Source organism: Amycolatopsis sp. NPDC004747 (assembly GCF_053601335.1).
This window is the reverse complement of record NZ_JBSGBQ010000049.1, coordinates 1-26,520: the sequence shown is the minus strand read 5'-3', so window position 1 is coordinate 26,520 and position 26,520 is coordinate 1. Positions and strand designations below refer to the sequence as shown.

Annotated in this window: 23 protein-coding genes; 9 read left to right on the top strand and 14 right to left on the bottom strand. The window is 71.8% G+C overall.

The features are described from left to right. The first annotated feature begins 5 nt into the window (after positions 1-5). Genes ACWEGE_RS43675 through pgl form a run of 4 tightly spaced genes read left to right on the top strand, consistent with a single transcriptional unit; the run spans position 6 to position 4,919 of the window. Positions 6-1,622 carry a glucose-6-phosphate isomerase gene (locus tag ACWEGE_RS43675; protein WP_449666404.1) on the top strand — a complete coding sequence of 539 codons (1,617 nt, stop codon included), beginning with the start codon at positions 6-8 and terminating at the stop codon, positions 1,620-1,622. A 2-nt stretch (positions 1,623-1,624) separates the two neighbouring features. Beyond that, complete coding sequence (gene zwf / locus ACWEGE_RS43670; RefSeq protein WP_449666403.1) at positions 1,625-3,148, top strand: glucose-6-phosphate dehydrogenase; 1,524 nt, start codon at positions 1,625-1,627, stop codon at positions 3,146-3,148. Beyond that, positions 3,145-4,143, top strand: coding sequence for a glucose-6-phosphate dehydrogenase assembly protein OpcA (gene opcA, locus ACWEGE_RS43665; RefSeq protein ID WP_449666402.1), 999 nt, complete (start codon positions 3,145-3,147; stop codon positions 4,141-4,143). The genes zwf and opcA overlap by 4 nt, the downstream gene beginning before the upstream one ends. Further along, complete coding sequence (pgl, locus tag ACWEGE_RS43660) at positions 4,140-4,919, top strand: 6-phosphogluconolactonase (RefSeq protein WP_449666401.1); 780 nt, start codon at positions 4,140-4,142, stop codon at positions 4,917-4,919. Before opcA ends, pgl begins: the two co-directional genes overlap by 4 nt. A 42-nt stretch (positions 4,920-4,961) precedes the next feature. Here the strand turns inward: pgl and ACWEGE_RS43655 are convergent, their stop codons facing one another. Genes ACWEGE_RS43655 through ACWEGE_RS43645 form a run of 3 tightly spaced genes read right to left on the bottom strand, consistent with a single transcriptional unit; the run spans position 4,962 to position 7,907 of the window. Beyond that, positions 4,962-6,992, bottom strand: coding sequence for a tetratricopeptide repeat protein (locus tag ACWEGE_RS43655; RefSeq protein ID WP_449666400.1), 2,031 nt, complete (start codon positions 6,990-6,992; stop codon positions 4,962-4,964). A 32-nt stretch (positions 6,993-7,024) separates the two neighbouring features. Continuing rightward, positions 7,025-7,282, bottom strand: coding sequence for a hypothetical protein (locus ACWEGE_RS43650; protein WP_449666399.1), 258 nt, complete (start codon positions 7,280-7,282; stop codon positions 7,025-7,027). A 52-nt stretch (positions 7,283-7,334) separates the two neighbouring features. Further along, positions 7,335-7,907: a TetR/AcrR family transcriptional regulator gene (locus ACWEGE_RS43645; RefSeq protein WP_449666398.1), complete on the bottom strand. Its 573-nt coding sequence runs from the start codon at positions 7,905-7,907 to the stop codon at positions 7,335-7,337. 124 nt (positions 7,908-8,031) lie between these two features. Here ACWEGE_RS43645 and ACWEGE_RS43640 point away from each other — a divergent pair, with 124 nt between their 5' ends. After that, positions 8,032-9,123 carry an FAD-dependent oxidoreductase gene (locus ACWEGE_RS43640; protein WP_449666397.1) on the top strand — a complete coding sequence of 364 codons (1,092 nt, stop codon included), beginning with the start codon at positions 8,032-8,034 and terminating at the stop codon, positions 9,121-9,123. Between the two features lie 290 nt (positions 9,124-9,413). After that, on the top strand, positions 9,414-10,613 hold the full coding sequence (locus ACWEGE_RS43635; protein ID WP_449666396.1) for a sensor histidine kinase: 1,200 nt from the start codon (positions 9,414-9,416) through the stop codon (positions 10,611-10,613). 332 nt (positions 10,614-10,945) lie between these two features. Here the strand turns inward: ACWEGE_RS43635 and ACWEGE_RS43630 are convergent, their stop codons facing one another. From ACWEGE_RS43630 to ACWEGE_RS43605, 6 genes are all read right to left on the bottom strand, one after another. Further along, positions 10,946-11,290: an RNA polymerase-binding protein RbpA gene (locus ACWEGE_RS43630; RefSeq protein WP_043788280.1), complete on the bottom strand. Its 345-nt coding sequence runs from the start codon at positions 11,288-11,290 to the stop codon at positions 10,946-10,948. Positions 11,291-11,397: 107 nt separating this feature from the next. Then, positions 11,398-11,628 carry a preprotein translocase subunit SecG gene (gene secG / locus ACWEGE_RS43625; RefSeq protein ID WP_003071471.1) on the bottom strand — a complete coding sequence of 77 codons (231 nt, stop codon included), beginning with the start codon at positions 11,626-11,628 and terminating at the stop codon, positions 11,398-11,400. A 127-nt stretch (positions 11,629-11,755) separates the two neighbouring features. Beyond that, positions 11,756-12,541, bottom strand: a complete 786-nt coding sequence (tpiA, locus tag ACWEGE_RS43620) for a triose-phosphate isomerase (RefSeq protein ID WP_449666395.1) — start codon at positions 12,539-12,541, stop codon at positions 11,756-11,758. Continuing rightward, the gene (locus ACWEGE_RS43615; RefSeq protein WP_449666394.1) at positions 12,541-13,755 is read right to left on the bottom strand and encodes a phosphoglycerate kinase; all 1,215 of its coding nucleotides are present in this window, start codon (positions 13,753-13,755) and stop codon (positions 12,541-12,543) included. Before ACWEGE_RS43615 ends, tpiA begins: the two co-directional genes overlap by 1 nt. Before the next feature lie 5 nt (positions 13,756-13,760). Next, positions 13,761-14,765: a type I glyceraldehyde-3-phosphate dehydrogenase gene (gap, locus tag ACWEGE_RS43610; protein ID WP_176176271.1), complete on the bottom strand. Its 1,005-nt coding sequence runs from the start codon at positions 14,763-14,765 to the stop codon at positions 13,761-13,763. Positions 14,766-15,243: 478 nt separating this feature from the next. Further along, on the bottom strand, positions 15,244-16,440 hold the full coding sequence (locus tag ACWEGE_RS43605) for a winged helix DNA-binding domain-containing protein (protein ID WP_449666393.1): 1,197 nt from the start codon (positions 16,438-16,440) through the stop codon (positions 15,244-15,246). A gap of 72 nt (positions 16,441-16,512) precedes the next feature. Here ACWEGE_RS43605 and ACWEGE_RS43600 point away from each other — a divergent pair, with 72 nt between their 5' ends. Then, positions 16,513-17,157, top strand: coding sequence for a LysE family translocator (locus ACWEGE_RS43600; protein WP_449666392.1), 645 nt, complete (start codon positions 16,513-16,515; stop codon positions 17,155-17,157). Here the strand turns inward: ACWEGE_RS43600 and ACWEGE_RS43595 are convergent. From ACWEGE_RS43595 to ACWEGE_RS43575, 5 genes are read right to left on the bottom strand one after another with little or no spacing between them, the layout of a single operon-like run. Next, positions 17,138-17,464 (bottom strand): ArsR/SmtB family transcription factor, encoded by a 327-nt coding sequence (locus ACWEGE_RS43595; RefSeq protein WP_449666391.1) that lies wholly within the window; start codon positions 17,462-17,464, stop codon positions 17,138-17,140. The two genes, ACWEGE_RS43600 and ACWEGE_RS43595, sit on opposite strands and share 20 nt — an antisense overlap. Then, positions 17,461-18,246 carry a TIGR03620 family F420-dependent LLM class oxidoreductase gene (locus ACWEGE_RS43590; RefSeq protein WP_449666390.1) on the bottom strand — a complete coding sequence of 262 codons (786 nt, stop codon included), beginning with the start codon at positions 18,244-18,246 and terminating at the stop codon, positions 17,461-17,463. The genes ACWEGE_RS43595 and ACWEGE_RS43590 overlap by 4 nt, the downstream gene beginning before the upstream one ends. 37 nt (positions 18,247-18,283) lie before the next feature. Next, positions 18,284-22,741 (bottom strand): hypothetical protein, encoded by a 4,458-nt coding sequence (locus ACWEGE_RS43585; RefSeq protein WP_449666389.1) that lies wholly within the window; start codon positions 22,739-22,741, stop codon positions 18,284-18,286. Positions 22,742-22,752: 11 nt separating this feature from the next. After that, positions 22,753-23,553 carry a hypothetical protein gene (locus tag ACWEGE_RS43580; protein ID WP_310975116.1) on the bottom strand — a complete coding sequence of 267 codons (801 nt, stop codon included), beginning with the start codon at positions 23,551-23,553 and terminating at the stop codon, positions 22,753-22,755. Beyond that, complete coding sequence (locus ACWEGE_RS43575) at positions 23,553-25,007, bottom strand: hypothetical protein (RefSeq protein ID WP_449666435.1); 1,455 nt, start codon at positions 25,005-25,007, stop codon at positions 23,553-23,555. The genes ACWEGE_RS43580 and ACWEGE_RS43575 overlap by 1 nt, the downstream gene beginning before the upstream one ends. 83 nt (positions 25,008-25,090) lie before the next feature. On the opposite strand from ACWEGE_RS43575, the gene ACWEGE_RS43570 reads away from it, so the two are divergent. Both ACWEGE_RS43570 and ACWEGE_RS43565 read left to right on the top strand, forming a co-directional pair. Further along, a complete protein-coding gene (locus tag ACWEGE_RS43570) occupies positions 25,091-25,528 on the top strand; it encodes a PPOX class F420-dependent oxidoreductase (RefSeq protein ID WP_449666388.1) in 438 nt (145 codons plus the stop codon). 38 nt (positions 25,529-25,566) lie between these two features. Continuing rightward, positions 25,567-26,400 (top strand): coproporphyrinogen III oxidase, encoded by an 834-nt coding sequence (locus ACWEGE_RS43565; protein WP_449666387.1) that lies wholly within the window; start codon positions 25,567-25,569, stop codon positions 26,398-26,400. Positions 26,401-26,520 lie beyond the last annotated feature (120 nt).

Genomic DNA, 26,520 nt, shown 5'->3' with positions numbered 1-26,520 from the left:
ACGACATGACGACAGGTGAGAAGACCGGCGTCGAGATCGTGGACGCCGCACTGGCGGAGCGTGCCGCGCCGCTGGCCGAACAGCTGGTCGCCGACCAAGCTGCTTCGAAGCTGGCGGCGCAGGACGCGACGCTCTGGGGGCCGGAGGCCGAATCCGAGGCATCGATCCGGCTGTCGTGGACGACGCTGCACAAGTCGTCGCGGCCGCTGATCGGCGAGATCGAGGCGCTGCGCACCGAACTGCGGTCCGAGGGCGTCGACCGCGTCGTGCTGGCCGGCATGGGCGGCTCGTCGCTGGCGCCGGAGGTGATCACCGCGACCGACGGCGTCGCGCTGACCGTCCTCGACACCACCGACCCCGGCCAGGTCGCGGACGCCCTCGCGGGTGACCTCGAGCGCACGGTGATCGTGGTGTCGTCGAAGTCGGGCGGCACCGTCGAGACCGACAGCCACCGGCGGATCTTCGCGAAAGCGTTCGCCGACGCCGGGATCGACGCGGCACGGCGGATCGTGGTCGTCACCGACCCGGGCTCGCCGTTCCAGGCGCTGTCCGAAAAGGAGGGTTACCGCAAGACCTTCCTCGCCGACCCGCACGTCGGCGGCCGCTACTCGGCGCTGACCGCGTTCGGGCTCGTCCCGGCCGGGCTGGCCGGCGCCGACGTCGCCCGGCTGCTCGATCAGGCCGCTTCGGTGGCCGAGCAGCTCGCCGCGGACTCGGCGGACAACCCGGCGGTCAAGCTGGCCGCCGCCTGGGCCGCCGCGCACGAAGCCGGCGCCGAGAAGGTCGTCCTCGCGGACACCGGTTCCGGCATCAAGGGCTTCCCGGACTGGGCCGAGCAGCTGATCGCGGAGTCGACCGGCAAGCAGGGCACCGGCCTGCTGCCGGTCGCGGTCGAGGGCCCGGAGGCGCCCGGGTTCGTGGACGCGAAGTCCGACGCCACGCCCACCGCGGTCGGCGGCCCGCAGGGTGCGGCGAAGATCGCCGTCACCGGCTCGCTCGGCGCGCAGTTCCTGCTCTGGGAGTTCGCCACCGCGCTGGCCGGGCGGTTGCTCGGGATCAACCCGTTCGACCAGCCCGACGTGGAAGCGGCCAAGAAGGCGGCGCGCGCGCTGCTGGACGACCCGGAGAAGCTGAAGGGCGGCGAAGAGCCGTCCAACGTGGACGGGCCGGTCGAGGTCTTCGGCAGCGAAGGTGTTTCCACCGACGGCAGCCTGAAGGACGTGCTCACCGCGTTCTTCGCTTCGGCGCCGGAGGCCGGCTACATCGCGGTGCAGGCCTACCTCGACCGCCTCGACGACGCGTCGACGTCCCTGCTGCGCGGCGAGATCGCCAAGCGCACCGGGCTGCAGACGACGTTCGGCTGGGGCCCGCGGTTCCTGCACTCCACCGGGCAGTACCACAAGGGCGGCCACCAGAACGGCGTGTTCCTGCAGCTCACCGGCGCCGTCGAGCAGGACCTCGACGTCCCGGACCGGCCGTACACCCTCGGCCAGCTGCAGCACGCCCAGGCACTGGGCGACGGGCAGGTGCTCGCCGAGCACGGCCGCCCGGTGCTGCGCCTGCACCTGACCGACCGGGCCGCGGGCCTCGCGGCCGTCGTCCGCGCGGTACAGGAGGGCTGAGCATGACCTGGAGCAACCCGCTGCGCGATCCCCGGGACAAGCGGCTCCCGCGGATCGCCGGGCCGTCCAGCCTGGTGATCTTCGGCGTCACCGGCGACCTGGCCCGCAAGAAGCTGATGCCCGCCATCTACGACCTGGCCAACCGCGGGCTCCTGCCCGCCGGCTTCTCGCTCGTCGGGTTCGCCCGCCGCGACTGGGAGCACCAGGACTTCGGCGAGCTCGTGCACGATTCGGTCAAGGAGCACGCGCGGACGCCGTTCAAGGAGTCGGTGTGGAACCGGCTCGCCGAAGGCATCCGGTTCGTGCAGGGCACCTTCGACGACGACGAGGCGTTCGACCGGCTCGCGAAGACGGTCCGCGACCTCGACGAGGAACGCGGCACCGGCGGCAACACCGCGTTCTACCTGTCGATCCCGCCGAGCGCCTTCCCGGTGGTGACCAAGCAGCTGGCCCGCTCCGGGCTGGCGAACGCCGACGAGAACACCTGGCGGCGAGTGGTCATCGAGAAGCCGTTCGGGCACGACCTGAAGAGCGCCGAAGAGCTGAACGCGATCGTCAACGACGTCTTCCCCGAGGAGTCGGTGTTCCGCATCGACCACTACCTCGGCAAAGAGACGGTGCAGAACATCCTGGCGCTGCGCTTCGCGAACCAGCTGTTCGAGCCGATCTGGAACGCCAACTACGTCGACCACGTGCAGATCACCATGGCCGAGGACATCGGCCTCGGCGGCCGCGCGGGGTACTACGACGGCATCGGCGCCGCCCGGGACGTCATCCAGAACCACCTGCTGCAGCTGCTCGCCTTCACCGCGATGGAAGAGCCGCTGTCGTTCGAGCCGCGGGCGCTGCGTGCGGAGAAGATCAAGGTGCTTTCGGGCACCAAACCGGTCGAGCCGCTGAGCAAGACCACCGCCCGCGGGCAGTACGCCGGCGGCTGGCAGGGCGGCAAGAAGGTGCCCGGCCTGCTGCAGGAAGAGGGCTTCGCCAAGGACTCGAAAACCGAGACCTACGCGGCGGTGACGCTCGAGGTGCAGAGCCGTCGCTGGGCCGGGGTGCCGTTCTACCTGCGCACCGGCAAGCGGCTCGGCCGCCGGGTCACCGAGATCGCCGTGGTGTTCAAGCGGGCGCCGCACCTGCCGTTCGACTCGACGTCGACCGAGGAGCTGGGGCAGAACGCCCTGGTCATCCGGGTCCAGCCGGACGAGGGCATCACGCTGCGGTTCGGCTCCAAGGTGCCGGGGACCACGATGGAGGTCCGCGACGTCACGATGGACTTCGGCTACGGCCACGCGTTCACCGAGTCCTCCCCCGAGGCCTACGAGCGGCTGATCCTGGACGTCCTGCTCGGCGAGCCGTCGCTGTTCCCGGTGAACGAAGAGGTCGAGCTCTCCTGGAAGATCCTCGACCCGATCCTGGAGCACTGGGCGAAGGAAGGCGCGCCGGAGCAGTACGCGCCGGGCACCTGGGGCCCGCCGTCCGCCGACGAAATGCTGAAGCGCACCGGCCGGAATTGGAGGCGCCCGTGATCATCGATCTGCCGTCCACCACGACCTCGGCACTCAACAAGAAGCTCGTGGAGATCCGCGAACAGGGCGGGCAAGTCGCGCTCGGCCGGGTCCTGACGCTGGTGATCGTGGCCGACGACGACGCCAACCTCGAGGAAGCCATCGAGGCGGCCAACGGCGCCAGCCGCGAGCACCCGTCGCGGGTGATCGTGGTGGCCAAGGGCGCCCGCACGGCGGCCCCGCGCATCGACGGCCAGATCCGGGTCGGCGGCGACGCCGGCGCGAGCGAGGTCATCGTGCTGCGCCTGTACGGCGCGCTGGCCGCGCAGGGCCAGAGCGCGGTGGTGCCGCTGCTGCTGCCGGACGCGCCGATCGTCTGCTGGTGGCCCGGGGCCGGCCCGAAGGACCCGGACAAGGACCCGCTCGGCGAGCTGGCCCAGCGCCGGATCACCGACTCGGCCGCGGAGAAGAACCCGGTCAAGGCGCTGACCGCGCGGGCGAAGGCGTACACCGAGGGCGACACCGACCTGGCCTGGACGCGCCTGACGCACTGGCGCGCCCAGCTCGTGTCGGCGCTGGACCTGCCGCCGTACGAGAAGATCACCGCGGCGACGGTGACCGGCGAGGCCGACTCGCCGTCCACCGAGCTGCTGGCCGCCTGGCTGGCCGAGTACCTGAAGGTGCCGGTCAAGCGGGTCAAGAGCTCGGGCGCGGCCGGGATCATCTCGGTGACACTGGACCGGAAGTCGGGCCCGGTGGAGCTGCACCGCCCGGACGGCCGGGTGGGCACGCTGACCCAGCCGGGCCAGCCGACCCGCCGGATCGCCTTGCAGCGGCGCAGCACGCAGGACTGCCTGATCGAGGAGCTCCGCCGGCTCGACCCGGACGAGGTCTACGAAGCGGCCCTGCACGGTCTGGGCAAGATCACGTCGGGCACGAACGGCAAGCCGGGCACGCCGCCGAAGGCCGACGTCACCTCGCCGGCGGCCGCGGCTGCGGCCGGGGCCAAGAAATGAGCAAGACGGAAGTCGTCGTCTACGCGAACCAGGACCTGCTGGCCGCCGCGGCGGCGGCCCGGCTGGTCACGCGGCTGGTCGACGTCCAGGCGGCCAAGGGCTCGGCTTCGCTGGTGCTGACCGGCGGCGGAACGGGCATCGCGGTCCTTTCGGAGCTGCGGGCGTCCTCGGCGCGCGACGCGATCGACTGGTCGCGGTTGGACATCTACTGGGGCGACGAGCGGTTCGTCCCGGCGGATTCGGACGAGCGGAACGAAAAGCAGGCGCGCGAAGCGTTGCTGGACCACGTCCCGCTGGATCCGAAGCGCGTCCACGCCATGGCCCCCTCGGACGGCGAGTTCGGGTCGGATGTGGACGCTGCGGCGGAGGCGTACGCTTCGGTTCTGGCGTCCCAGGCGGGCCCGGAGGACCACGGCGACGTGCCGTCGTTCGACATCATGCTGCTGGGCCTCGGCGGCGAGGGCCACACGGCCTCGGTGTTCCCGGAGTCCCCGGCGGTGTACGAGACCGAGCGTTCGGTGGTGGCGGTCCGGAACTGCCCGAAGCCGCCCCCGACACGCATTTCGCTGACCCTCCCGGCAATCCGCCGGGCCCGCGACGTGTGGCTGATGACGGCGGGCGAGGCGAAGGCGGACGCGGTGGCGTTGGCCTTGGCCGGTGCTGGGGAAGTCCAGCTGCCGGTGGCCGGGGCGCGCGGGCACCGCCGGACGTTGTGGCTGCTGGACCGGGCTGCGGCGGGCAAGCTGACGAAGGTGTACCAGCCGCCCACGGCTTGAGTGGTTGCTTGGGTGAGGGCCCTCTGCTTCGGCAGGGGGCCTTCATTCGTTGGCGCGTTCTCTCCAGTACGCGAGGTTGGATTCGGTGATCGCTGTTTGCATGTGGTCCGCACCGAGCACCCGACGCCGGTCGATCAAGAGCTCTTCAAGCTCGGCGACCGCCCCGGCCGGATCCCCTGCCAGCCCTCGCCAGGAGGCGAGGTTGGAGCGGGCAATGAGAGTTTCCGGACTGTCGGGGCCAAGGACCCGAAGGCGATCGGCAACGACTTCCCCGTAGGCCGCTACAGCTCCGACCGGATCCCCGGCATCCCCGCGATATCGGGCGAGATTGGACCGGATCGTCAAGGTGAAACGGTGGTCAGGGCCGAGCACCCGGAGCTGGTGGGCTAGGAGTTCTTCGAGAGCGGTGACTGCTCCCTTCCGATCACCGGCTTCCCCACGCCAGAAAGCGAGATTGTGACGGTCGGTGAGGGTTTCCAAGGCATCAGGACCGAGCACCCGAAGGCGATCGGCGACGACTTCCTCATAGGCGGCAACAGCTCCGGCCGGATCCCCGGCGAACCCCCGATACCGGGCAAGATTGGCTCGAGTCGTGAGAACGGCCGGATGGTCGGGACCGAGCAGCCGAGTCCGGTCGGTGAGAAGATCCTCCAGAGCAGCGATCGCTCCTGCGGGGTCACCGGCTTGGCCGCCCCAGTAAGCGAGCTGGTGCCGACAAGTCAGGGTAGCCGCGTGGTCCGGGCCTAGTGCCCTTTCGGTGATTTCGTGCAGGCGGTGGAAGTAGTCGGTGGCCCGGCCGACCAATCCGCTGTCACCAAGGCTGTTGCCCGCCTGGAACAGCAACGGATGGACTTCGGAGGACCACAGGTGCTCTCCGGCGAGCACGGTCAGGGTTTCAGCATTGGTCCTCATTACTTGTCCGAGGGCGACATCCCGCTCGATATCGGGCCATGCGGCCAGTAGCGCATCCGCGGCACTTTTCGCGAAAGCGGGCATGTCAGCTTCCGGAATCTGGTCGCGTACCGCGCGCTGCACCAAGGCGTGCACGCGGACCGAGCGCGCGTTCGACGTGGGATCGAACGTGATCAGGCTCAGCCGGTGCAGGCAGCTCAAACCGTCACGGGCCTCCTCCGGCGTCGCGTCCAGCAGCTCGGCGACCGGGTCCGTCATGAAGACCGCAAGCGGGATGCCGTTCGGGTCGAGCAGGGAGGCGATCTCCAGCAGCGGACGAGCCAGCCCGACCGGGTCGAGGCTGTCGGCCAGCTCGATGGACATGGCCCACGTCGTGGCGACCGTCTGCTGGTGGCTGCCCAACGTCCGGCGGCGGTCGGTGAACCTCGCCAGGTACTCGCGGCAGGTCAGCACCCGGTCGAGGGCGTAGGCCGTCGCCTGGCCGAGGGCCAGTGGGAGGAAGCCCAGCTCGGCGGCGAGTTCTGCGGCGCCGTCGAGTGCCTCGGGGCGGTCGGCGAACGAGGCGGCCAAGTACGCGTGGGCCTCCTCCGGGGTGAAGACGTCCACGTCGACGATCCGGCGGTGCCGTCCCCTCAGCGCGGCGTCGCGGCGGCGGGTCGTGACCAGCACCTGGCCGTTCTGCGGCGGCCAGAGGTTCTCGAGGTGCTGGGGGTCCTGGAGGTCGTCGAGGACCACCAGCCAGGGGGCCGTCGTCGCGCGCAGCCACTCGAGGAGCCGGCGGGCGCCTTCTTCGGGGTCGTCGATCGTGCTGCCCGTGACCGCTTCGGCGACCTTCGCGTAGGTCGAAACGATCGCTTCGCGCGAGCCCGCCGTCACCCACACGAGGAGTTCGACCCGGCGGGCCGCCCACAGCGTCTCGGCGTGGTTGACCGCCAGCTGCGTCTTGCCGACGCCGCCGAGGCCGGACAGGACCTTCGTCGGCTCCGAGGTCAGGATGACCGCGTCGCCGTCCGCGACCGCCTCGTGCACCAGCCGCATCGCCGCCCGGCTCTGGAACGCGGGCGCCGCCGGCGGCATCAGCCCGGCCAGGTAGGGCAGCTCGACCGGCTGCCGCGCCGGCAGGACGTAGGTGTTGTTGACGTCCCGTCCGGCCTGCTGCACGCGGCCGTGCCCGGACGCGGTCGCGTCCTGGGTCAGCGGGGCGGGTTGATGTCCCGGCCCGCCTGCTGGATCGTCGCGTTGCCCGAGGCCGTCGCGTGCTGGGTGATCGCCGGGGGTGCGCCGGAAGACTGCAGCCAGACGCTCACCCCAGCGCTGATCACCGTCAGAACCGCCACCGCCGCCCATGCCCACCAAGCGTCCTTCAGATCGGTGGCGATGTTGATCGCCACGCCCAGGCCGGAGGTGACCACCGCCGCCCCCAGAGCCCACGCCCACTGTCTCCCGCTCACAGTGACTGGGTACGCCCGACGGTGGCCCGGCGTTGCCGGGACACGCCCGCCATCACCCGGACGGAGCAGGCCGCCAGCCCCGCTCCAACCTCGAGAAGATCTCCTCCGCCGCACGCTTCGGGTCCGGATGCCCGAGAACCAGCTCCCGCGACGCCAGCGCGAACCGCGCCAAGGCCGCGCAGGCGATGTCGTCCTCCGGGGCGCCCGACTCCTCGGCTATCGCCCGGGCCAGGGCCGTCTCGTGGCGCATCCACATCCGCCTCGCGTAGTCGCGCAGGTCCGGGGTGCTCTCGATCAGCCTGATGAACTCCTCGCTCGGGCCGCCGTCGACGCCGACGTGCAGCATGTGCTCGCGCAGCGCGTCCACGATCGTGTGCCCCGGCGGGCGGCCGCGCACCGCCTGGACCAGGGCCGTCTCGATGTCGTCGTCCTGGTCGAACAACAGGGCTTCCTTGCTCGGGAAGTGCTTGAACAACGTCGTCACCGAGACGTCGGCGGCGTCCGCGACCTCCTTCACCCCGACCTGGTCGTAGCCGCGCTCCAGGAACAGCGCGAGCGCCGCGTCGGCCAAGGCCTGGCGGGTCTGGGCCTTCTTGCGCTCGCGGCGCCCGATCACTTCCGTCATGGCCACCAGCCTACGTGATAGTGGACTCACTTCGAAAGTTGAGTCATTGCACTTTTGTAGTCACTATGGTTTTCTCGGGTCAGGCCCCGGGCGAGCCGGGGCCCCGAACCTCCAGGGGGAAGCCATGAACTCCATCGCGATCGTCGGCGCCGGTCTCGGCGGGCTCGCCTGTGCGCGGGTCCTGCAGCTCCACGGCCTCGACGTCACCGTCTTCGAACAAGAAGCCTCGGCCGGCGCCCGCCCCCAGGGCGGCACCCTCGACCTGCACGGCGACACCGGCCAGGTCGCCCTCCGCACCGCCGGGCTGCACGAACAGTTCCGCAGCTTGGCCCGGCCCGAGGGCCAGCGGATGCGCGGGCTCGACCCGCACACCGCCGAAGCCGTCCTCGACGAGCTCCCCGCCGAGGGCGACGACTTCCGGCCCGAGATCGACCGCGGCCAGCTCCGCGGGATCCTGCTGGACTCCCTCGCCCCCGGCACGGTCCGGTGGGGGCGTCCGGTCGCCGGCGTCACCAAGTCCGGCGAGCTGACGTTCGCCGACGGCGTCACCGAGGACTTCGACCTGGTCGTCGGCGCGGACGGCGCGTGGTCCCGCGTCCGGCACGCCCTCACCGGCGTCCGGCCGGTGTACAGCGGCGTCACGTTCGTCGAGTTCGGCCTCGACGACGCCGACCGCCGTCATCCGGCTCTGGCCGCACTGACCGGGCAGGGGACGATGATGACCAAGGTCGGCGGGAAGGCGCTCTTCGCCCAGCGCACCAGCACCGGCCACATCCGCTGCTACGCGACCTTCTACGCGCCGGAGGACTGGGCCGCCGGCCTCGACTTCGCCGACCCGGACGCGGTGCTGGAGCACCTGCTCGAGCGCTACGCCGGCTGGCACCCGGACCTGCTCGCGTATCTGCGCGAGCAGGACGGCGGGTTCACGCACCGGCCGCTGCACGTCCTGCCGGTCCCCCACGCCTGGACGACCACCCCCGGCCTCACCCTGCTCGGCGACGCCGCACACCTGATGCCGCCGCTCGGCGTCGGCGCGAACCTCGCCCTGCTGGACGGCACCGAGCTCGCGACCGCACTGGCCACGGCACCGAGCGTCGAGGAAGCGGTCCGGACGTATGAGGCCGGCATGCTGCCGCGGTCGATCGAGACGGCGAAGGCCTGCTCGTCCGGCCTGCACGACCTGCTGAGCGACGACCTCCGGTCCATGGCCGCCTGAGAACTATCGCCGGACGACCACACGTGGGTAACATGATTCCCACGATGTGGTCGTCTTGGCACACGCTGGGAAACAGAACTCCCACTCTGGGTAGCACCCTTCGCCGACTATCCCCCGGACGGCCCACCCGATTACGGAATTCGGACGCCGGAGCACCGACCGCGGGTGAAACTAACCGTCTCTGTACACCACCTCGTTAGCATCCGCACATTTGTCTGAGGCCGCGCGTCCCGATCGGGCCCTGAGCGCCTCTCACCAACAAGTCCACAAGACGAATGGGGTCGCCAGCGATGAGTACAGAGGGACTCTCGATTCCAGGCATCTCGATCGCGAGCTCGGGGCCGTCGGCCGCCGAGCGGGTGCGGAAGCGGGGGCTGAGCGTGTTCGGCTCGGTGCCGCGCCCCGCTTTGGTCACCTTCGCCATCGAGGCGGCCGCGGTGCTCCTGGCCGTCCTCGACGTCTGGCTGGTCATTCCGGAGAAGGCCCAGCCGTACTCGATCTACCTGTCCGGCGCCGCCTGCCTCGCGGTGGTGTTCCGGCGGAAGTTCCCGTTCCTCGCCGTGCTCGTCGCGGTGCCCGGCTTCCTGGCCGGCTGGGCGCAGCTCGCGTCGATGATCACCCTCGGCATGCTCGCCACCCGCCGCCAGCTGCACTGGCAGACGTGGGTCGGCGCCGCGCTGGTGTGGATGTGCCGGTTCGTGCAGTGGCCGCTGGAGGACTTCGCCGAGCTCAGCTGGCGCGAGCACATCCTCGACGGCATCTACGGCGTCCTGGTGGCCGGCATGCCGATCGCGATCGGCCTGCTCGTCGGCGCGCGCACCGAGATCTCGAACAAGCTCGCCGAGCTGGCCACGAGCCGCGACCGCGAGCGCCGCTTCCACGCCGACGCCGTCCGCGCCGAGGAGCGCGCCCGGCTGGCCCGCGAGATGCACGACGTCGTCTCCCACCAGATCACGCTGATCGCCATGCAGGCGGGCGCACTGCAGGCCCAGACCACCGACGACCGCGCGCAGGAGACCGCGCAGGTCATCCGCACGCTGTCCAAGCGGACGCTCGAGGAGCTGCGGTCGCTGGTCAGCGTCCTGCGCGCCGGCTCGGACGACGACGGCCCGCGGGCCGGGATCAACGAGCTCGACCGGCTGATCCGCACGTCCGACGTCCCGGTGCACCTGACGGTGGAGCACCTGCCGGAGGTCCTGCCCAACCAGGTGTCGGCGGCGGCGTACCGGACGGTGCAGGAGTGCTTGACCAACGTCCACAAACACGCCCCGGGCGCGACGGCGACGATCCGCATCCAGGGTGAGCACGGTGCACTCAAGATCGAGGTGCGCAACGAGCGGGCCAGCCGCCCGGCGGAGGGGTTGCCCTCGGGTGGCCACGGCCTGACGGGCCTGGCCGAGCGCGCCCGCCTGCTGGGCGGAAGCTTCGAGACGTCGGGAACGGAGGACGGCGGCTTCCGCGTGCGGGCGCGGTATCCGCTGGACCGCTGACCTCCGGCCCCCGGTATCCAGTTTACCGGCGGGCACCGACGGTTCCGGGCCGTCTCGGGCTGCGAACGGCGGATTTCGGACGGAAACGGCCCGGAATCCACCGTTCGCGAGGCTTCCGGCCCCGGAATTGTCGGTCCCCGCCGGTAGCCTGGAAATCGGGGGCTGCTCAGCCGGCCCGTTTGAGCACGGGTGATGCCGGGCCGAGCGCACGAAAAGCCACCCCAGGGGGACCCAGGGCTGCTCAGCCCGCCCCTTCGAGCACGAGTCATGCCTCGCCGGGCGCACGAAAAGCCACCCCGAGGGGTCCCGGGGTGGCGTTCGACTGGAGAAACCTAGAGGATTTCCCGGCGCTTGCGCAGGCGGTCGAGCGCCTCCGCCAGGATGGCCTCGCCGTCGGCGTCGCTGCGCCGCTCCTTCACGTACGCGAGGTGGGTCTTGTACGGCTCGGTCCGCGGTGCGGCCGGCGGGTTCTTCTCGTCCTGCCCGCCCGGCAGCCCGCAGCGGGGGCAGTCCCACTCGTCGGGAATTTCCGCGTCGAGCGCGAACGACGGCCGAGCCTCGTGCCCGTTGGCACACCAGTAGGAGATGCGGCGGCGCGGCGCCGACTCTCCCCGTTCCGATTCGCCCGTAGGACCGGCACCCACCCGGGTGCCCCGAATCGCGTTACCGCCAACCATGAATCCTCACACCTAGGAATCGGCGGCGCGCCCCCCAATAGGCACGCCGAATCGCTGCGCCCCGCCGTCTCGACCCGGTCGCGGCCGACGACGGAACGCCGGACGCCTCACACCTTGAGCAGCAGACCCAGGCCCACGATGCTGATCAGCCAGACCGCGCCCAGCAGCAGGGTGATCCGGTCGAGGTTCTTCTCGGCCACGCTCGACCCGGCCAGGCTCGACTGCATCCCACCGCCGAACAGCGACGACAGGCCACCGCCCCGGCCGCGGTGCAGCAGCACGGCGACCACCAGCAGGACGCTGGAGACGATCAACAGGATTTGCAGGAACAGCTTCATGTCATCCTCTGGGCTCTAGGAGAATGCAGGGGTACGGCATGGTCGTTTCCGACCACCACCGTACCCCTGGACTCGTCCACTGCTGTGTGACGGACCGGATACACAGGCTACCCGGTCGTGGCCTCGATCAGGGCAGCGGCCCGCCCGCGGCGAGTGCGCAGAGTTTCGTGAACTCTTCACCGTCGAGGCTCGCTCCGCCGACCAGGGCACCGTCGATGTTCTCGCAGCCCACCAGCTCGCTGATGTTGCCCGATTTGACCGATCCCCCGTAGAGCACCCGGACGGACGAAGCGACCTCGTCGCCGTACTTCTCCTGGAGGGTCGCCCGGATGGCCTTGCAGACCTCTTCGGCGTCCGCGGACGAGGCGACCTTGCCGGTGCCGATCGCCCAGACCGGCTCGTACGCGATCACCACGTCTTTGACCTGCTCGGCCTTGAGGCCCTTCAGGCCCTCGATCAGCTGCGTCGTGGTGTGGTGGATGTGCTCGCCGGCCTCGCGGACCTCGAGCTTCTCCCCGATGCAGAGGATCGGCGTGATGCCGTGCTTGAGCGCGGCCTTGACCTTCTTGTTGACCAGTTCGTCGGACTCGGCGTGGTATTCGCGCCGCTCCGAGTGCCCGACCGTGACGAACTTGCAGCCCAGCTTGGCCAGCATCGGACCCGAGATGTCGCCGGTGTAGGCACCCGAATCCTGCGGCGCGAGGTCCTGCGCGCCGTAGGTGAGCGACAGCTTGTCGCCGTCGACCAGGGTCTGCACGCTGCGGATGTCGGTGAACGGCGGCAGCACCGCCACGTCGACCTTCGCGTAGTACTTCTCCGGCAGCGCGAAGGCGATCTTCTGCACCAGCGCGATCGCCTCGAGGTGGTTCTGGTTCATCTTCCAGTTGCCGGCGATGAACGGCTTGCGTGCCACTAGTTCTTCTCCTCCAGGGCGACCACGCCCGGCAGTTCCTTGCCTTCGAGGTACTCCAGGGAGGCACCGCCGCCGGTGGAGATGTGCGAGAAGCCGTCCTCGGGCAGGCCGAGCTGCCGCACCGCGGCCGCCGAGTCACCGCCGCCGACCACGGTGAACGCGTCGCTCTTCACGAGCGCCTCGGCGACGGCACGGGTGCCGCCGGAGAACGCCTCGAACTCGAACACGCCCATCGGGCCGTTCCAGAAGACCGTCTGCGCGTCGGCCAGCTTGCTCGCGAACAGCTCACGCGAACGCGGGCCGATGTCGAGGCCCTGGCGGTCGGCCGGGATGGCGGTGGCGTCGACGGCTTCGTGCTCGGCGTCGGCCGAGAACTCCGTCGCGGCCAGCACGTCCACCGGCAGCACCAGTTCGACGCCGCGCTTCTCTGCCTCGGCGAGGAAACCCTTCACCTGGTCGAGCTGGTCGGCCTGCAGCAGCGACTGGCCGACCTCGTGGCCCTGGGCCTTGAGGAACGTGTACGCCATGCCGCCGCCGACGATCAGCCGGTCGACCTTGGTCAGCAGGTTCGCGATGACGCCGAGCTTGTCGGACACCTTCGCGCCGCCGAGCACGACCACGTACGGCCGCCGGACGTCTTCGGTGAGCTTCTTCAGCACGTCCAGCTCGGCCAGCACCAGGCCGCCCGCGTACGCCGGCAGGACCGACGCGACCTCGTAGACCGAGGCCTGCTTGCGGTGGACGACGCCGAAGCCGTCGGAGACGAACGCGCCGCCCGGGACGAGCGCGCCCAGCTCGGCGGCCAGCTCGGAGCGGTCCGCGGCGTCCTTGCTGGTCTCGCGCGCGTCGAAGCGCACGTTCTCCAGCAGGACGACGGCGCCGCCAGCCAGGCCGCCGGTCAGCGCCTTCGCGGACTCGCCGACCAGGTCACCGGCCAGCGCGACCTCGGCGCCGAGCAGCTCGGAAAGCCGCTTCGCGACGGGCGCGAGGGTGTACTTCGGGTCCGGCTCGCCCTTCGGGCGGCCGAGGTGCGCGGTGACGACGACCTTCGCGCCCGCGTCGGCGAGCTTCTTGATCGTCGGCAGCGCCGCGCGGACCCGGCCGTCGTCGGTGATGCGGTCCCCGTCGAGCGGGACGTTCAGGTCGCTGCGCACCAGCACATAGCGGCCCTGAACGCCCTCGCCCAGCAGGTCGTCGAGGTTCTTGACGCTCATCTGCTTCAGGACAGCTTCGAACCGACGAGCTTGACCAGGTCGGCGAGGCGGTTGGAGTAGCCCCACTCGTTGTCGTACCAGCCGACGACCTTGACCTGGTTGCCGATGACCTTGGTCAGCGGCGCGTCGTAGATGCAGGACGCCGGGTCGGTGACGATGTCCGCCGAGACGATCGGGTCCTCGTTGTAGCGCAGGATGCCGGCCAGCGGGCCCTCGGCGGCGGCCTTGTAGGCGGCGTTGATCTCCTCGACCGTGGCGGCCTTGGACAGCGTGACGGTGAGGTCGGTGGCCGAGCCGGTCGGGACCGGGACGCGCAGCGCGTAGCCGTCGAGCTTGCCCTGCAGCTCCGGCAGGACCAGGCCGATGGCCTTGGCGGCACCGGTCGAGGTCGGGACGACGCTCAGGGCGGCGGCGCGGGCGCGGCGCAGGTCCTTGTGCGGGGCGTCCTGCAGGTTCTGGTCCTGGGTGTACGCGTGGACCGTGGTCATCAGGCCCTGCTCGATGCCGAAGGCGTCGTTGAGGACCTTGGCCAGCGGGCCGAGGCAGTTGGTGGTGCAGGACGCGTTCGAGATGATGACCTGCGAGCCGTCGTACTTGTCGTCGTTGACGCCGAGCACGATGGTCAGGTCCTCGCCCTTGGCGGGCGCGGAGATGATGACCTTCTTGGCCCCACCGGCGATGTGCGCCTTGGCGGCGTCGGCGTTGGTGAAGAAGCCGGTCGACTCGAGGACGACGTCGACGTTCAGCTCGCCCCACGGCAGGTTGGCCGGGTCGCGCTCGGCGAGGGCCTTGATGGTCTTGCCGTCGACGACGATGCCTTCGTCGCTGACGCTGACCTCACCCGGGAACCGGCCCAGGATGGAGTCGTACTTCAGCAGGTGGGCCATGGTGGCGACGTCGCCGAGGTCGTTGAAGGCGACGACCTCGATGTCCTGGCCGCTGGCCTGCACGGCGCGGAAGAAGTTGCGGCCGATGCGGCCGAAGCCGTTGACACCTACGCGAACGGTCACTGCTGCCACTCCTTTGAGGGTCGGCCGGCACTCCGGCCGTGACTTGCGGGCTCGCGGCCACCCTAGCGTGCGGGCATGCGCGTCCCTGACTGCCCTGACGAGACTTCCACCACTTGGCGAACGGGTCAAGAATCGATTAAGAAGCCGGTGCGCCACCCGGGGTGCCCGGAGGGCGGACCACGGCGGACCGCCCGGGGCCGGAGGTGCGGCCGCCGGGACCGGTTCCGGCTGATCGTGTGGGGTGCGCGACCGCCCGCGCGAGCACCGGCCGCGACCGCTAAACCTCGACTTGACCGATTCAGCCCTGCGGTCGCCCCGAGCGGTCTTCGGCGGTGGCCCGGAAGCGGGACGTGAGGTCGGTGACTCGACCGATCCAGCGACCCCCGGCCACCCCGGAACGCGGCTCCGGGGCCGACCCCGCCACCCGCCCCCGTGGCGCTCGCCCGCCACGGGGGGAACCCATCCGCGCCCAGGTCCATCAGGCAGTCAGCTCCCGTTCCAGCGGCGTGCGGAACCGCGGCGTCGGCCGGGCCTCACCGAACCACTTCGCGCACTTCTCCGCCTCCGCTTCCACCATCGCGCGAGTTTCCGCTCCGGTGTCCTCCAGCAGCCTGAACACCACCTCCCCCGAAGCCCGCTGGGCCCAGCCGCCGACCACGCGGCCGGATGCCCACACCGTCGGGCCGATGTTGCCGCTGCGGTCGAACAGCGCCGCCCGGTGCGGGCCGAGGAACCAGCCGCGGTCCTGCCAGCCCATCGGGGTCGGGTCCAACGCCGGCAGGAACGCCACCCACGGCGGTGGCAGCGGCACCGGATCCACGTCGTCGGCCGGCACCACGCCCGGCACGCCGTCGAGGTCCACCTCCGCCGGCGACAGCGCTGCCAGCGCCTTCTTCGTCTGGGCCGCCGTCCAGCCCGTCCACCAGCGCAGGTCGGACACCGGGGCCGGGCCGTACGCGCGCAGCCACCGCCGGGCCAGCTCCACCCGGGCCTCGTCCGCGCTCCACGGTGGCAGGCCGCCCGGGACCCACTCGTCCAGCGGGTGCCAGACGTACTGGCTGCTCAGCCAGCTGCCCCGCGGCCGTCCGCGGGCGATCCGGCCGCCCGCCGCCAGCAGGAACAGCACCCGGCTCGTCACGTTGCCGATCGCCTCGTACGGCTTGCCCGCCGCCATCAGCAGCTGCTGGCGCAGGCGTGGCTCGTCTTCGCTCAGCTGCTGCGCCGTCGCCGAACCGCGGGCCCGCAACGCCGCCTCGACCGACGCCTCGACCTCCTTCAGCCACGCCGCCGGCTCCGGCACGTTCTCCGGATGCCCCTGCTGCCCCAGGTGCTGTTCGAGCAGCTTCCGCTGTTTGACCGCGATGTCCGCCGAGCAGCCCGCCTGCACGAGCGCTGCGGTGTCCAGGTCCGTCACGAACACCGTGCGCCGCATGCCGAGCAGGCGCAGCAAGGTCCGGTCCTCGTAAAGAGCCTGCTCGACGTCGGCGACCGCCGGCGCGGCGAGCCGGGCGGAGGCGGACAGGTGGACGGTCGCCGGGTCCGTGGCGTGCAGCGCGACGACCCCGGCGACGGCTTCGGTCACCGAGGCCGCGGGCGCGGCGAGGTGGTGGCGGACGGCGAGGCGGGCCCGGCGCTGCTCGGCGCCGATTTCGGGGCGGCTGGTCTTCGGAGGCACCCGGTTTTCCTACCACCCGGCACCGACAAAACCGCCTGGTCATCCCGCGCGACCAGGCGATAGCCTCGCGAAATGGTGTCCGGTACGCACTTGGCGGCCTTCGCCGCGCTGACGTTCCTCATGGTCGTGGTTCCCGGGCCGAGCGTGCTCTTCACGATCAGCCGCGCGCTCACCGTCGGGCGGCGGGACGCGCTGCTCACCGTCCTGGGCAACGCCGTGGGCGTGTACACGCAGGTCGTCGCGGTCGCGTTCGGCCTCGGCGCGCTGGTGACGACGTCCGCGGCGGTGTTCACCGGGATCAAGGTCGCCGGCGCGGTCTACCTGGTGTACCTGGGGATCCAGGCGGTTCGCCACCGCCGGAAGCTGACCGACGCGATGGCCGCGAAGGTGCGCGCCACGCCGGGCCGCGTGCTGACCGTGCTGCGCGACGGCTTCGTCGTCGGCTTCGCGAACCCGAAGTCGATCGTGTTCCTGGCCGCGCTGCTGCCGCAGTTCGTCGACCCCGTGGCCGGCTCGGTGCCTGCCCAGATGCTCGTCCTGGGCCTGTGCCTGCCGGCGATCGCGCTGGCCACCGACAGCGCGTGGGCGCTGGTCGCCGGCACCGCCCGCGCGTGGTTCGCCCGCTCGCCGAAGCGCCTCGAGATGGTCGGCGGCACCGGCGGCCTGGTCATGATCGGCCTGGGCACCGGCCTGGCCTTCACCGGCCGGGGTGACTGAGCACCAGGTCGAGCAGGCCCGGGAAGGAAGCGTCGAATTCGGGGCGCCGCAAGCGGTTCAGCCGCCGCGGGCCTTCGTCGCGCTGTTCGATCAGGCCAGCCGCGCGCAGCACGGCGAAGTGGTGGCTGCGGGTCGCCTTGGCCACCGGCAGGTCGAAGGTGCCGCACGCCTTCGTCCACTCGGGCACGGCGGCGAGTTCGCGCAGGATGCTGCGCCGCACCGGGTCGGCGACCGCGGCGAGGGCGTCCTGCAGCGAAACGGCCGCCGGGGGCGCGTGCGTCAGCCCCCGGGACCGGGCCGACGTCACCGCACCGCCTTCACCAGCTCCGGCCACCACTCCCGCGGCAGGCCGTCGAGCGGCACGACCACCTGGTCGGCACCCGCGGCCCGGTACTCCCGCAGGCGCGCCACGACCGCGTCGAAGTCGCCCCACACGGTGAGGCCGTCGACCAGCCGGCCGGACCGGTCCGCGATGTCGGCGTCGGTGAAGCCCATCCGCCGGAAGTTGGCCGCATAGCCCGGCATCCCGGCCAGGAACCCCAGCGAACCGCCGCGCACGGCTTCGCGCACGCGGGCCACGTCGGTCTCCGCGACCACGTTGAGCAGCACCGCGAGCTGCCGGTCCGCGCCCAGGATCTCCCGCGCCGAGGCGACGTAGTCCGTCGTCACCAGGTACGGGTACGCGCCCGAAGCGCGGTCGCGCGCCAGCTCGAGCATCCGCGGCCCGAGCGCCGACAGGATCCGCGCGGACCGCGGCACGACGTCCTCGATCTCGTCGAGGTAGTCGCCGAGCGTGGCCAGCGGGCGCGGGCCGTGCGCTCCGCCGAGGCCGACGACGAACCGCCCGGCGGGCAGGTCCGCGTATCCCGCGGTCACGGCCGCCGACGGCACCCGGTCCACCGACAGGATCCCGCTCGCCACCTTGATCCGCGCGGTGTGCCGGACGACCTCGGTGATCTGCGGCAGGATGTTGCCCTGCCCGCCGGCCAGCCAGAGCGTGTCGTAGCCCAGCTCCTCGAGCTCGGCCGCCACGGCCGTGTCGGTCCCCAGTGCGGTGTGGGTGGCCCCCAGCGGCCCCGGTTTCGTCATGCGCCCGGCAACCACGGAACCCGGGAAGATGTTCCCGTCAGGCGGTCTGTTCGTCCTCAGCGGAATCGGCTTCTTCGGCCGCTCGCGTGAACATCCGGGTCGCCGACAGCCGCGCCACGCCGTCGGGCTCGCCCAGGTCCTCCAGGGAGTTCCGGATCGTCGAGTCCACCGACAGGTACTTCCGGCCCGCCCGCAGGTCGGCGTCGTTGCGCAGGCGCACGATCAGCGGGAACTCCGAGAGCGCGCCCGCGTCGAACAGGCCCGTCGTGTAGATCAGCTGCACGCCCAGCGCTTCGGCCACCGCCCGCTGCAGTTCCAGGAGGTACCCGGCCGACGCGCGGCCGATCGGGTTGTCCAGGAACAGCACGCCCGAGTGCCGGTTGCGGACCTTGCCGCGGTTGTTGGCCCGCAGCGCGGCGAGGGTGCAGTACAGGATGATCGCCGCGGTCAGCTGCTGGCCGCCGGAGAAGACGTCCCGGATCTCCGACACACGCTGGCGTTCGGTGCGCAGCACCGAGTCCGGTTTGAGCATGTCGACGCGGAAGCCCTTGGGCGCCGCGGCCCGGACTCCGCGCAGCACCAGGGAAAGCCCGTCGCGCTTGACGTCGCGGCCGTCCGCCGTCTTGCCCACCGCGGCCTCGTCGACGACCTCGCCGAGCTTCTCGGTGAGCGCGTTGTCCTCCAGCTCGGTGAAGCGGATGCGGAGGAACTCCTGCCCGGACCAGTCGCCGAGGCCGTCCGGCAGCCGGGAGACGCGCTGGGCCGAGCGCAACGTCCGGAGCGCGCCGTCGACCATGCCCTGCAGGCGGGTGATGATGCCGCCGCGGTGCCGGTCGATCTGGGCGAGGTCGTCGGTGAGCGACCGCAGGCGCGGCCGCAGCGCTTCGGCCCACTCGGCGGCGTGCGCCGGGAGCTGGTCGCGCTTGACCGAGATGACCTGCTGCCGCACCGGCGTGCTCAGCTTCTCGAACCGCTTTTCCGTCGCGTACTGCGCGAGCTGGTCCGCGGCCGCGCGCACCCGCCGGTCGCCCGCGTCGGCGGCTTCCTGTGCCTGGTTGAAGGTCGCGTTCAGCCGCGCGTGCTGGGCGCGCGCGGTGTCGACGTCGCCGTCGTAGGCGTCCGCGTCCGTGTCGGTGACCAGGTGCGCCATCGACTCGGCAAGCAGCGCGAAGCCGGACGCCGAGTTGCGAGCGGATTCGAGGGTCGCTTCCGCCGCGGCCCGGCGTTCCTGCAGCTCTTCCCACTTGCGGGCGGCCGCGGACGCCTCCAGCCCGGCCGCGTCGATCAGTTCCAGGCCGTGCTCGATGTCCCGCGGTTTCTCGCCGTTGACGCCGTTCTGCAGCGGCAGCGCGTCCAGCTCCGCACGCCGGGTCGAGACGAGCCCGATCGCTTCGGTGCGTTCGTCTTCGAGGCCGTCGACGACCCGGCGGGCGCGCGCCAACGCGGCCGCGCGGGCCGACGCGTCGGAGCCGTCGGGGGTTTCCAGGAGTTCGGCGGCCCGGGCCCGGACGGCCTCGTCCAGGGATTCGACGGCCGAGCCCGCGGCGGCTTCCGCCGACTCCGCCTGTTCCAGTTCGCTCCGCAGGTCGCTGCCGACCTCGACCTTCGCGTACGCCTCCGAAGCCGAGGCGAACGTCCGCCGCAGCGCATCGACCGGCTCCGACGGCGCCGGGCCGTCCGCGGCGTCGGCCGCTCCGGGCACCTCGGCCAGTTCGGCGCGCGCGGTGGTCGCGGTCCGGCGGTGGCCGTCGGCGGTGCGCTGCTCCTCCCCCGCCTGCTCGCGCAGCCGCGCCGCTTTGCCCGCCGCGTCGGACGCCTGGAGGTCGGCGCGTTCGGCGATCTCGGTCGCCCGCTCGGCCTCTTCGGACCACTGGGCGATCCGGGCGCTGCGCACGCCCAGCTCACCGAGCCGCCGGGCGTTCTCCTCGGCCTCGGCGGCGGCCGCCCGCAGCTCGGGGACGCGCTCGCGCAGGGACGCGGCCTTTTCGCTCAACCGGGCGAATTCCGCGTCGGCCTGCTCGAGTGCGGTGCGCGCGGTCTCCCGCGCGGTCCGGGCCGCCTGGGCCTGCTCGGCGAGGGTCGCGACGGCGCCGGCCGGGTAGTCCTCGCGCCACGTCGTGAGCTTCCACGTCAGAGCGCCGTCCGCGGACAGCTTGGCCGACAGCGCTTCGAGCCGCCGCTGCCGCTCGGTGTGCCGCCGCGCGACGGCCTCCCGCTCGGCGTCGGCGGCTTCTTCGTCGTACATCGCGGGGTTCGGCGGCACGAGGAACTCGACGCCGGGCGCGGACGGCGCCGGCGCTTGCAGTGCCTCGGTCGTGCCGACGGCGATGACCGCGCTCGGCAGGAGCCGCCTCTTGGTCAACACCTCGCGGGCGCGATCGGCGTGCGCGGGGTCGTTGAGCAGCACGCCGGACACCAGCTGCGGCAGGCTTTCCAGCACCTCGGCCCGCCGGGGAGCGTCCAGTTTGGACAGGTAGCGCCAGCCGGACCAGGCGGTGATCCCGGCCTCTTCCAAGGCGTCCAGGGCGGCCTGGACGTCCTCGGGCGGCGGCAGCAGCCCGCCGGAGCCCAGCGCGGCCAGCGCCCGCTCGTCGGCGGACTCCTCCATCCGCAGCGCGGTCTGCTCCTTCTCGACGGCCGCGCTCGCCTCGCGCAACCGCTCCAGCAGCACCGGGAGGTCGCTCTCCAGGCTGACGTCGTCGGCGCCGAGCAGCTCGATCAGGCGTCCCTCGGCGGCGAGGGCGTCGGTCCGGCGGTGCGCCCTGTCGAGGTCCTCGGTGGCGCGTTCCAGGCGGTCCTGCGTGGTGCCGGCGAGCTGGTGGGCCTCGTTCACGGCCCGTTGCGCCGCTTGGAGGTCCGTCGCGACGCGGTCCAGTTCCTGCTCGCGGCGGGCCAGTTCCGCGGTGGCCTGCTCGGCCGCGGCACGAGCGGCGCGCGAAGCTTCGGCGACGTCGGCGCCCGAAGGCAGCAACCCGGCGCGGACGGCGGCTTGGACCTCTTCACGCAGTTCGGTGATCCGCGTGGTCAGCCCGCGCGCTTCGGCCCGGCGCGCGGCCGCGAGGTTCGCGGCTTCGTCACGTTCGGTCTGCGCCTTCTCGGCTTCGGCACGCAACGCGCCCGCGTGCGCTTCGGCCTTGTCGGCCTGCCGTTGCGCGTCCTGCGCCAGGGCGTGCAACCCGCGTGCGAGCGCCGAAGCGGCGTCGTTGCGCGCCTTCAGAGCGGGACGCGCCTTCTCTTCCCGGCTGCCGACGAGCTCTCGCAGGTCCTTCGCTTTGCGCGCCGCGTTCAACGAATTCAGCACGGTCGCCGTCTCGCGCCAGGCTTCCGCCTCGGTCTTCGCCGACGCCAGTTCGGCGTCGACGCGCTTGCGGGCTTCCTGGGCTTCGTCCAGCCGCAGCACGGCAACCAGGCGGCGCAGCTCCGTCACCCCCGCGGCGAGCCGCCGGTGGTCGCCCTCGGCGAGCTTCTCCGCGGACTTGACCTCGGTGACGTGGTCTTCGAGCCCGGACAGCCGCGCGTTCTCGAGCTCGTTGCGCGCGACGACCCGCCCCGCCAGCGAAGCCATGTCGGCCTTCGCGGACTCCGCGATCTTCCGCGACTCGGCGGCGACCCCTTCCTCGGCGGCCAACGGCCCGAGCAGGTCCAGCGCACCCGCGACGAAGTCGCGTTCGGCCAGGAGATCCCCGCGCTGGGCCAGGTTGTGCGCGTAGGTCGCGACGACCTCGGCGAGGTCCTTCGGCTCCTCCTCGGAGATGACCGCACGCAGCAGGAACTCGACGAAGGCGTCGTCGGTGCCGAAGGCGAACGCGTCCGCCGCCTCACCTTCGCCGGCGTTCATCGCGCGCTGGTAGCGGAACAGCTCGGTGTCGAGGCCGAGGCCGTCCAGGCGGCCGGTCCACTCGTGGTGGCGGCGGGTCCAGGACAGCTCCAGCTCGGGTTCGGCCAGCTGGGCCGCGGTGAGCTTGTCGTGGAAGCCGGACATGGTGAGCAGCCGGCCGTCCTGGGTCATCGGCAGGGAATCGAGCCCCAGCGCCGCGGTCGGGCGGAAGCAGTACCAGGAGTCGACGAGGTTCTCGGAGTCGGCGGAGACCACGTGCCCGCGCCATTCGGAGACCTTGCCGGTGATGATCCGGTGCCCGCTCTCGACGTGCAGCCACTCCAGCACGACGTGCGAGACGTCCTTGGCGGCGACGAACTTCTCCAGCACCTTGGTGCTGGTGGTGCCGACGACCTGGCGGCGGCCGGGCAGCATCACCGAGAAGATCAGCTTGATGAGCACGGACTTGCCGCCGCCGTTCTCGAGGAACAGCACGCTCGCCGGCGACGGGCGGCGCAGCTCGGCCGGGCCGGTCGCGTGGATGCCCGCGCTGAACAGCGCGTCCTGCTTGGGCGCGGTGATCTTGGCGCCGACGCCGCTGAAGTCGAGCACGACGTTCTGGTAGCGGGCACCCGCCGGGCCCACCGAATGCAGGCGGACCCGCGAAAGCTCGTACATCGGTTCCCCTCTTAGAGCGTGTCCGAGGCGGCCGCGCGCAGCGTGCCCCCGGCGGTCGCGACGGCCACGACGTCGAGCGCGAGCAGGTCGTCGAAGGCGGCGTCGGCGGCGAGTTCGCGGACCTGGATCTGGTAGCGCGGCGTGGTCCGGTAGGTGCCGCCCTGCTCGTCGCTCACCGGGACCAGGAAGCCCTGGTCGGCGAGGAACCGCAGGGCCCGGCTGACCATGCCGCGGGTGGTGTCGGCGGCCAGCCGCCCGTCCTTGGTGGCCGCGGCCGCGGGACGGCGCGTGTAGGCACGCCACGCCTGTTCGAGCTCGGGCGCGTCGGCCAGCGGGTCGTTGTTGGCCTCGGCCTGTGCGGCGCGTTCGTCGAGCATCCGCGCGGCTTCGCGGACCATCGCGTCGACCTGCTCGACGCTGACGCGGCCGATGTAGGTGTCGTTGGCCAGGTCGTCGGGACGCGGGTAGCCCAGCGCCGCGGTGGCGAGGTGGATCAGGCCGTGCAGCACCTTCTCCGTGTCCCGGCGCTCGCGGATCTTGGCCTGGCGCGCGTAGGAGTCCATCTTGATTTCGAAGACGGATTCGTCCGTGGCCGCGAGGACCGCGCCGGCCTGCTGGTTGACCTCCAGCACCATGAGGCCGAGCCCGGCGGCGACGGCGTGGGTGAGGGCCTTGAACGCGTTGTCCTCGCCGTAGCGGCGCACGAGGTCGCCGTACACGACGTCACGCGCGGGCAGCTGCTTCGGCCGCATGCCGAAGGCGACCAGCCGGGCCGCGGCCTCGGCGTCCACGCTGCTGTGGGACAGCGCCATTACGCGACCTCTTCTTCTTCGTCGGCTCGCTCTACGGCGGCGGTGGACAGGAGCAGGTCGGCGCCGCCGAACTCCGGGTCGTCCAGGAGCGTGCCGTCGTCGACGGCGACCAGCACCTGCCGGTCGCCCTGGCGGCGGGCCGCGCCGATCCCGGGACTGTAGGCGTGCACCGCGCGCAGCGCGACCAGGGCGGCGAGCCCGGGCTGGCGGCTGCGGCGGGCTTCTTCGAGCAGCCCGGACAGCCGCCGCGGCACTTCGGGCAGGTCGAGCAGTTCGTCGGCGCGCCGCCAGACGTCGTCGCCGAACTTGTCGCTGACCTCGGCGGGCATCAGCTCGGGTTCCGGGATCTCGCCGACCAGCTGGTCGCGCTCGGGCGCGGGGCGCAACAGCAGCGAGACCAGGGAGGACAGCGACGGCACGACCGGCGCGGTGATCCCGGCGGCGGCGTGGAAGAAGTGCTCGACCGGGGCGACGGCGTCGGCCAGCGGGAGGCCGAGGGTGGGGACCAGGAGCTGGCCGAAGAGGTCCAACGTCGCCCGTTGGGGCGGGCCGGAGAACTGCTGGCGGTCCTGCTCGGCGCGGAACACCGCGCCCGCGTCGGCCAGGCGGGACTGCAGGCGGGTGTGGCGGCGGATGCAGTCGCCGACGATGTCGACGAGCTCGGCGGCGCGGCGCTTCTTGTCGAGGTCCTCGGTCTCGTCGCGGGCGGTGGTGATGTTCTTGAGGATGGCGTTCTCGGCGCGGAAGCGGGCCTCGATGTGGCTCAGCGCGCTGTCGAGCAGCTCCGGGACCTCGCGCTCCCAGTCGACCGACCGGACGTCGCGGCGGGTCGCGTCGAGCTTCGCGCGCAGCGTCTCGCCGTACTGGACGGTCCGGTAGCGCGCCTGCTCGGCGGCGAGCTTGGCGTCGGCGAGGCGGCCGCGGTTGATCAGGTTCTCGAGCTTGACCTCGGCGGCGATCTGCGCGGACTCGACGTCGGTGTCGAGCGCGCCGACCAGCACGTTGATCGCCTCGTCGGTGGCGCGCAGGTAGACCTCGCCGTCGCGGGCGGCCAGCTCCACCAGCAGCTTGAAGTCGAACTGGCGCCGCTGGTAGCCGCCCGGCCCGATCGAGCCGTAGACGCGCCGGAAGCCGCGGTCGGTGGTGCCGACGTTGATGAGGTTGTCCAGCACCCACTTGGCCACCCGGACGTGCTCTTCGGGCATCCGCGAGGGCGCCTGCTGGGCGATGAACGGCAGCAGCCGGTCGATGACCTCGTCGTGGCCGGCGCCGGTGTCGAAGTCCATCGCGATGGTGACCTGGTCGATCGTGTGCAGCGCGATCTCGGCCATCTGGTAGATCGTGGCGTCGGCCCAGTCGAGCTTCGCCTTCCGCGCGTCGAGGTCGTGCAGCGGCGCGGTGCAGGCCAGCGCCTTGAGGCGGCGCGTCAGCCCCTCGTCGGCCAGGCCCGTCATCCCGGTGTCGTCGTCTCGCACAGCAGGCCAGGCTAGTCGGCCACCCTCTGCGCACGCGCGGGTGACGGGCTAACGTCCCTCTCATGCGTGAGATGAGCCGTGACGAGTGGTGGCAGTTCGCTTCGGAAGGCACGCGGACGGGCATGTTGGGCCTGGTCAGGAAGGACGGCTCCCCGATCGTGACGCCGATCTGGTTCCTGCTCAACGAGGGCCCGGACGGCGACGAGCTGATCTTCACCACCGGCACCGAGACGCTCAAGGGCAAGGCCATCGCCCGCGACGGGCGCATCTCCCTCGCCGTCGACGACCAGAAGCCGCCGTTCTCCTACGTCCAGTTCACCGCCGAAGCGCGGCTGACCCACGACCTGGACGAGATGCTGGCGTGGGCGACGAAGCTCGGCGGCCGGTACATGGGTGCCGAGCAGGCCGAGGCGTACGGCAAGCGCAACGCCGTCCCCGAGGAATCCCTCGTCCGGGCGAAAATCACCAAGGTGATCGCGCGCGCCGACATCGCCGGCTGACCCCGGTTCGCTGGTAATCTGCCCCCGGGGGTGGGGGTATGCCTTCAGGGGACAGACGCGACGCCGTCAAGGCGATCGTCAGCGCGGGCCAGCGGGAGCTGGTGGCCGAGCTGGAACGCCTCGACGGCGGCGGCCGCTTCGGCCGGTCCGGCCGCACGCGGCGGCTGGAGAACGGTGACGTCTTCGAGCGCGCGGTCGTCAGCGCGGCCTTCTCCGACGAGTTCTTCGCGGCCGGGCTCTCGGTGGTGCTGCACCCGCGCAACCCGTACGTCCCGGCGTTCCAGGCGCACTTCCGCTACCGCGAAACCGCGGACGCGTGGTGGTTCGGCGGCAGCGTCGACCTCCTCCCCTGCTACGGCTTCGCCGCGGACGCGACGCACTTCCACCGGGTGCTGAAGAACTACTGCGACACGCTCGACCCGGCGTTCCACGCGCAGGCGAAACGCGCGTGCGACGACCGCTTCCGGCTCCCGCACCGCGACGAGGCCCGCGGCATCGGCGGCATCCTGTTCGACCACCTCCGCCTCCCGGGCCCGGACGGCTGGCGCCGATCGGCGGCGTTCACGGCGGCGGGCATCGCCGCGATCGCCCCGGCGTACTTCCCGATCGTGCGGCGGCGCAAGGACGTGCCGTACGGAGAGCGCGAGCGGCAGTGGCAGCTTTACCGCCGCGGCCGGTACGTGGAGTTCACCCTGGTCCACGACGCGGCCACGGCGGTCCAGGCCGACGCCGACGCGATCCTCGCGGCCCTGCCGCCCTTGGCGCGGTGGGAGTCGGAGTTCACGCCCGCGCCGGGCAGCGCGGAGGCGGAGCTGGCGTCGTTCCTGGTCCCGCGCGACTGGGCGGCCGAAACTGTCGGTGCTCGCCGGTAGAGTCGAAAACGGGGGGCGCCCCGCTGCCCCGCTGCCCCGCTGCCCCGCTGCCCCGCTGCCCCGCTGCCCCGCTGCCCCGCTGCCCCGCTGCCCCGCTGCCCCGCTGCCCCGCTGCCCCGC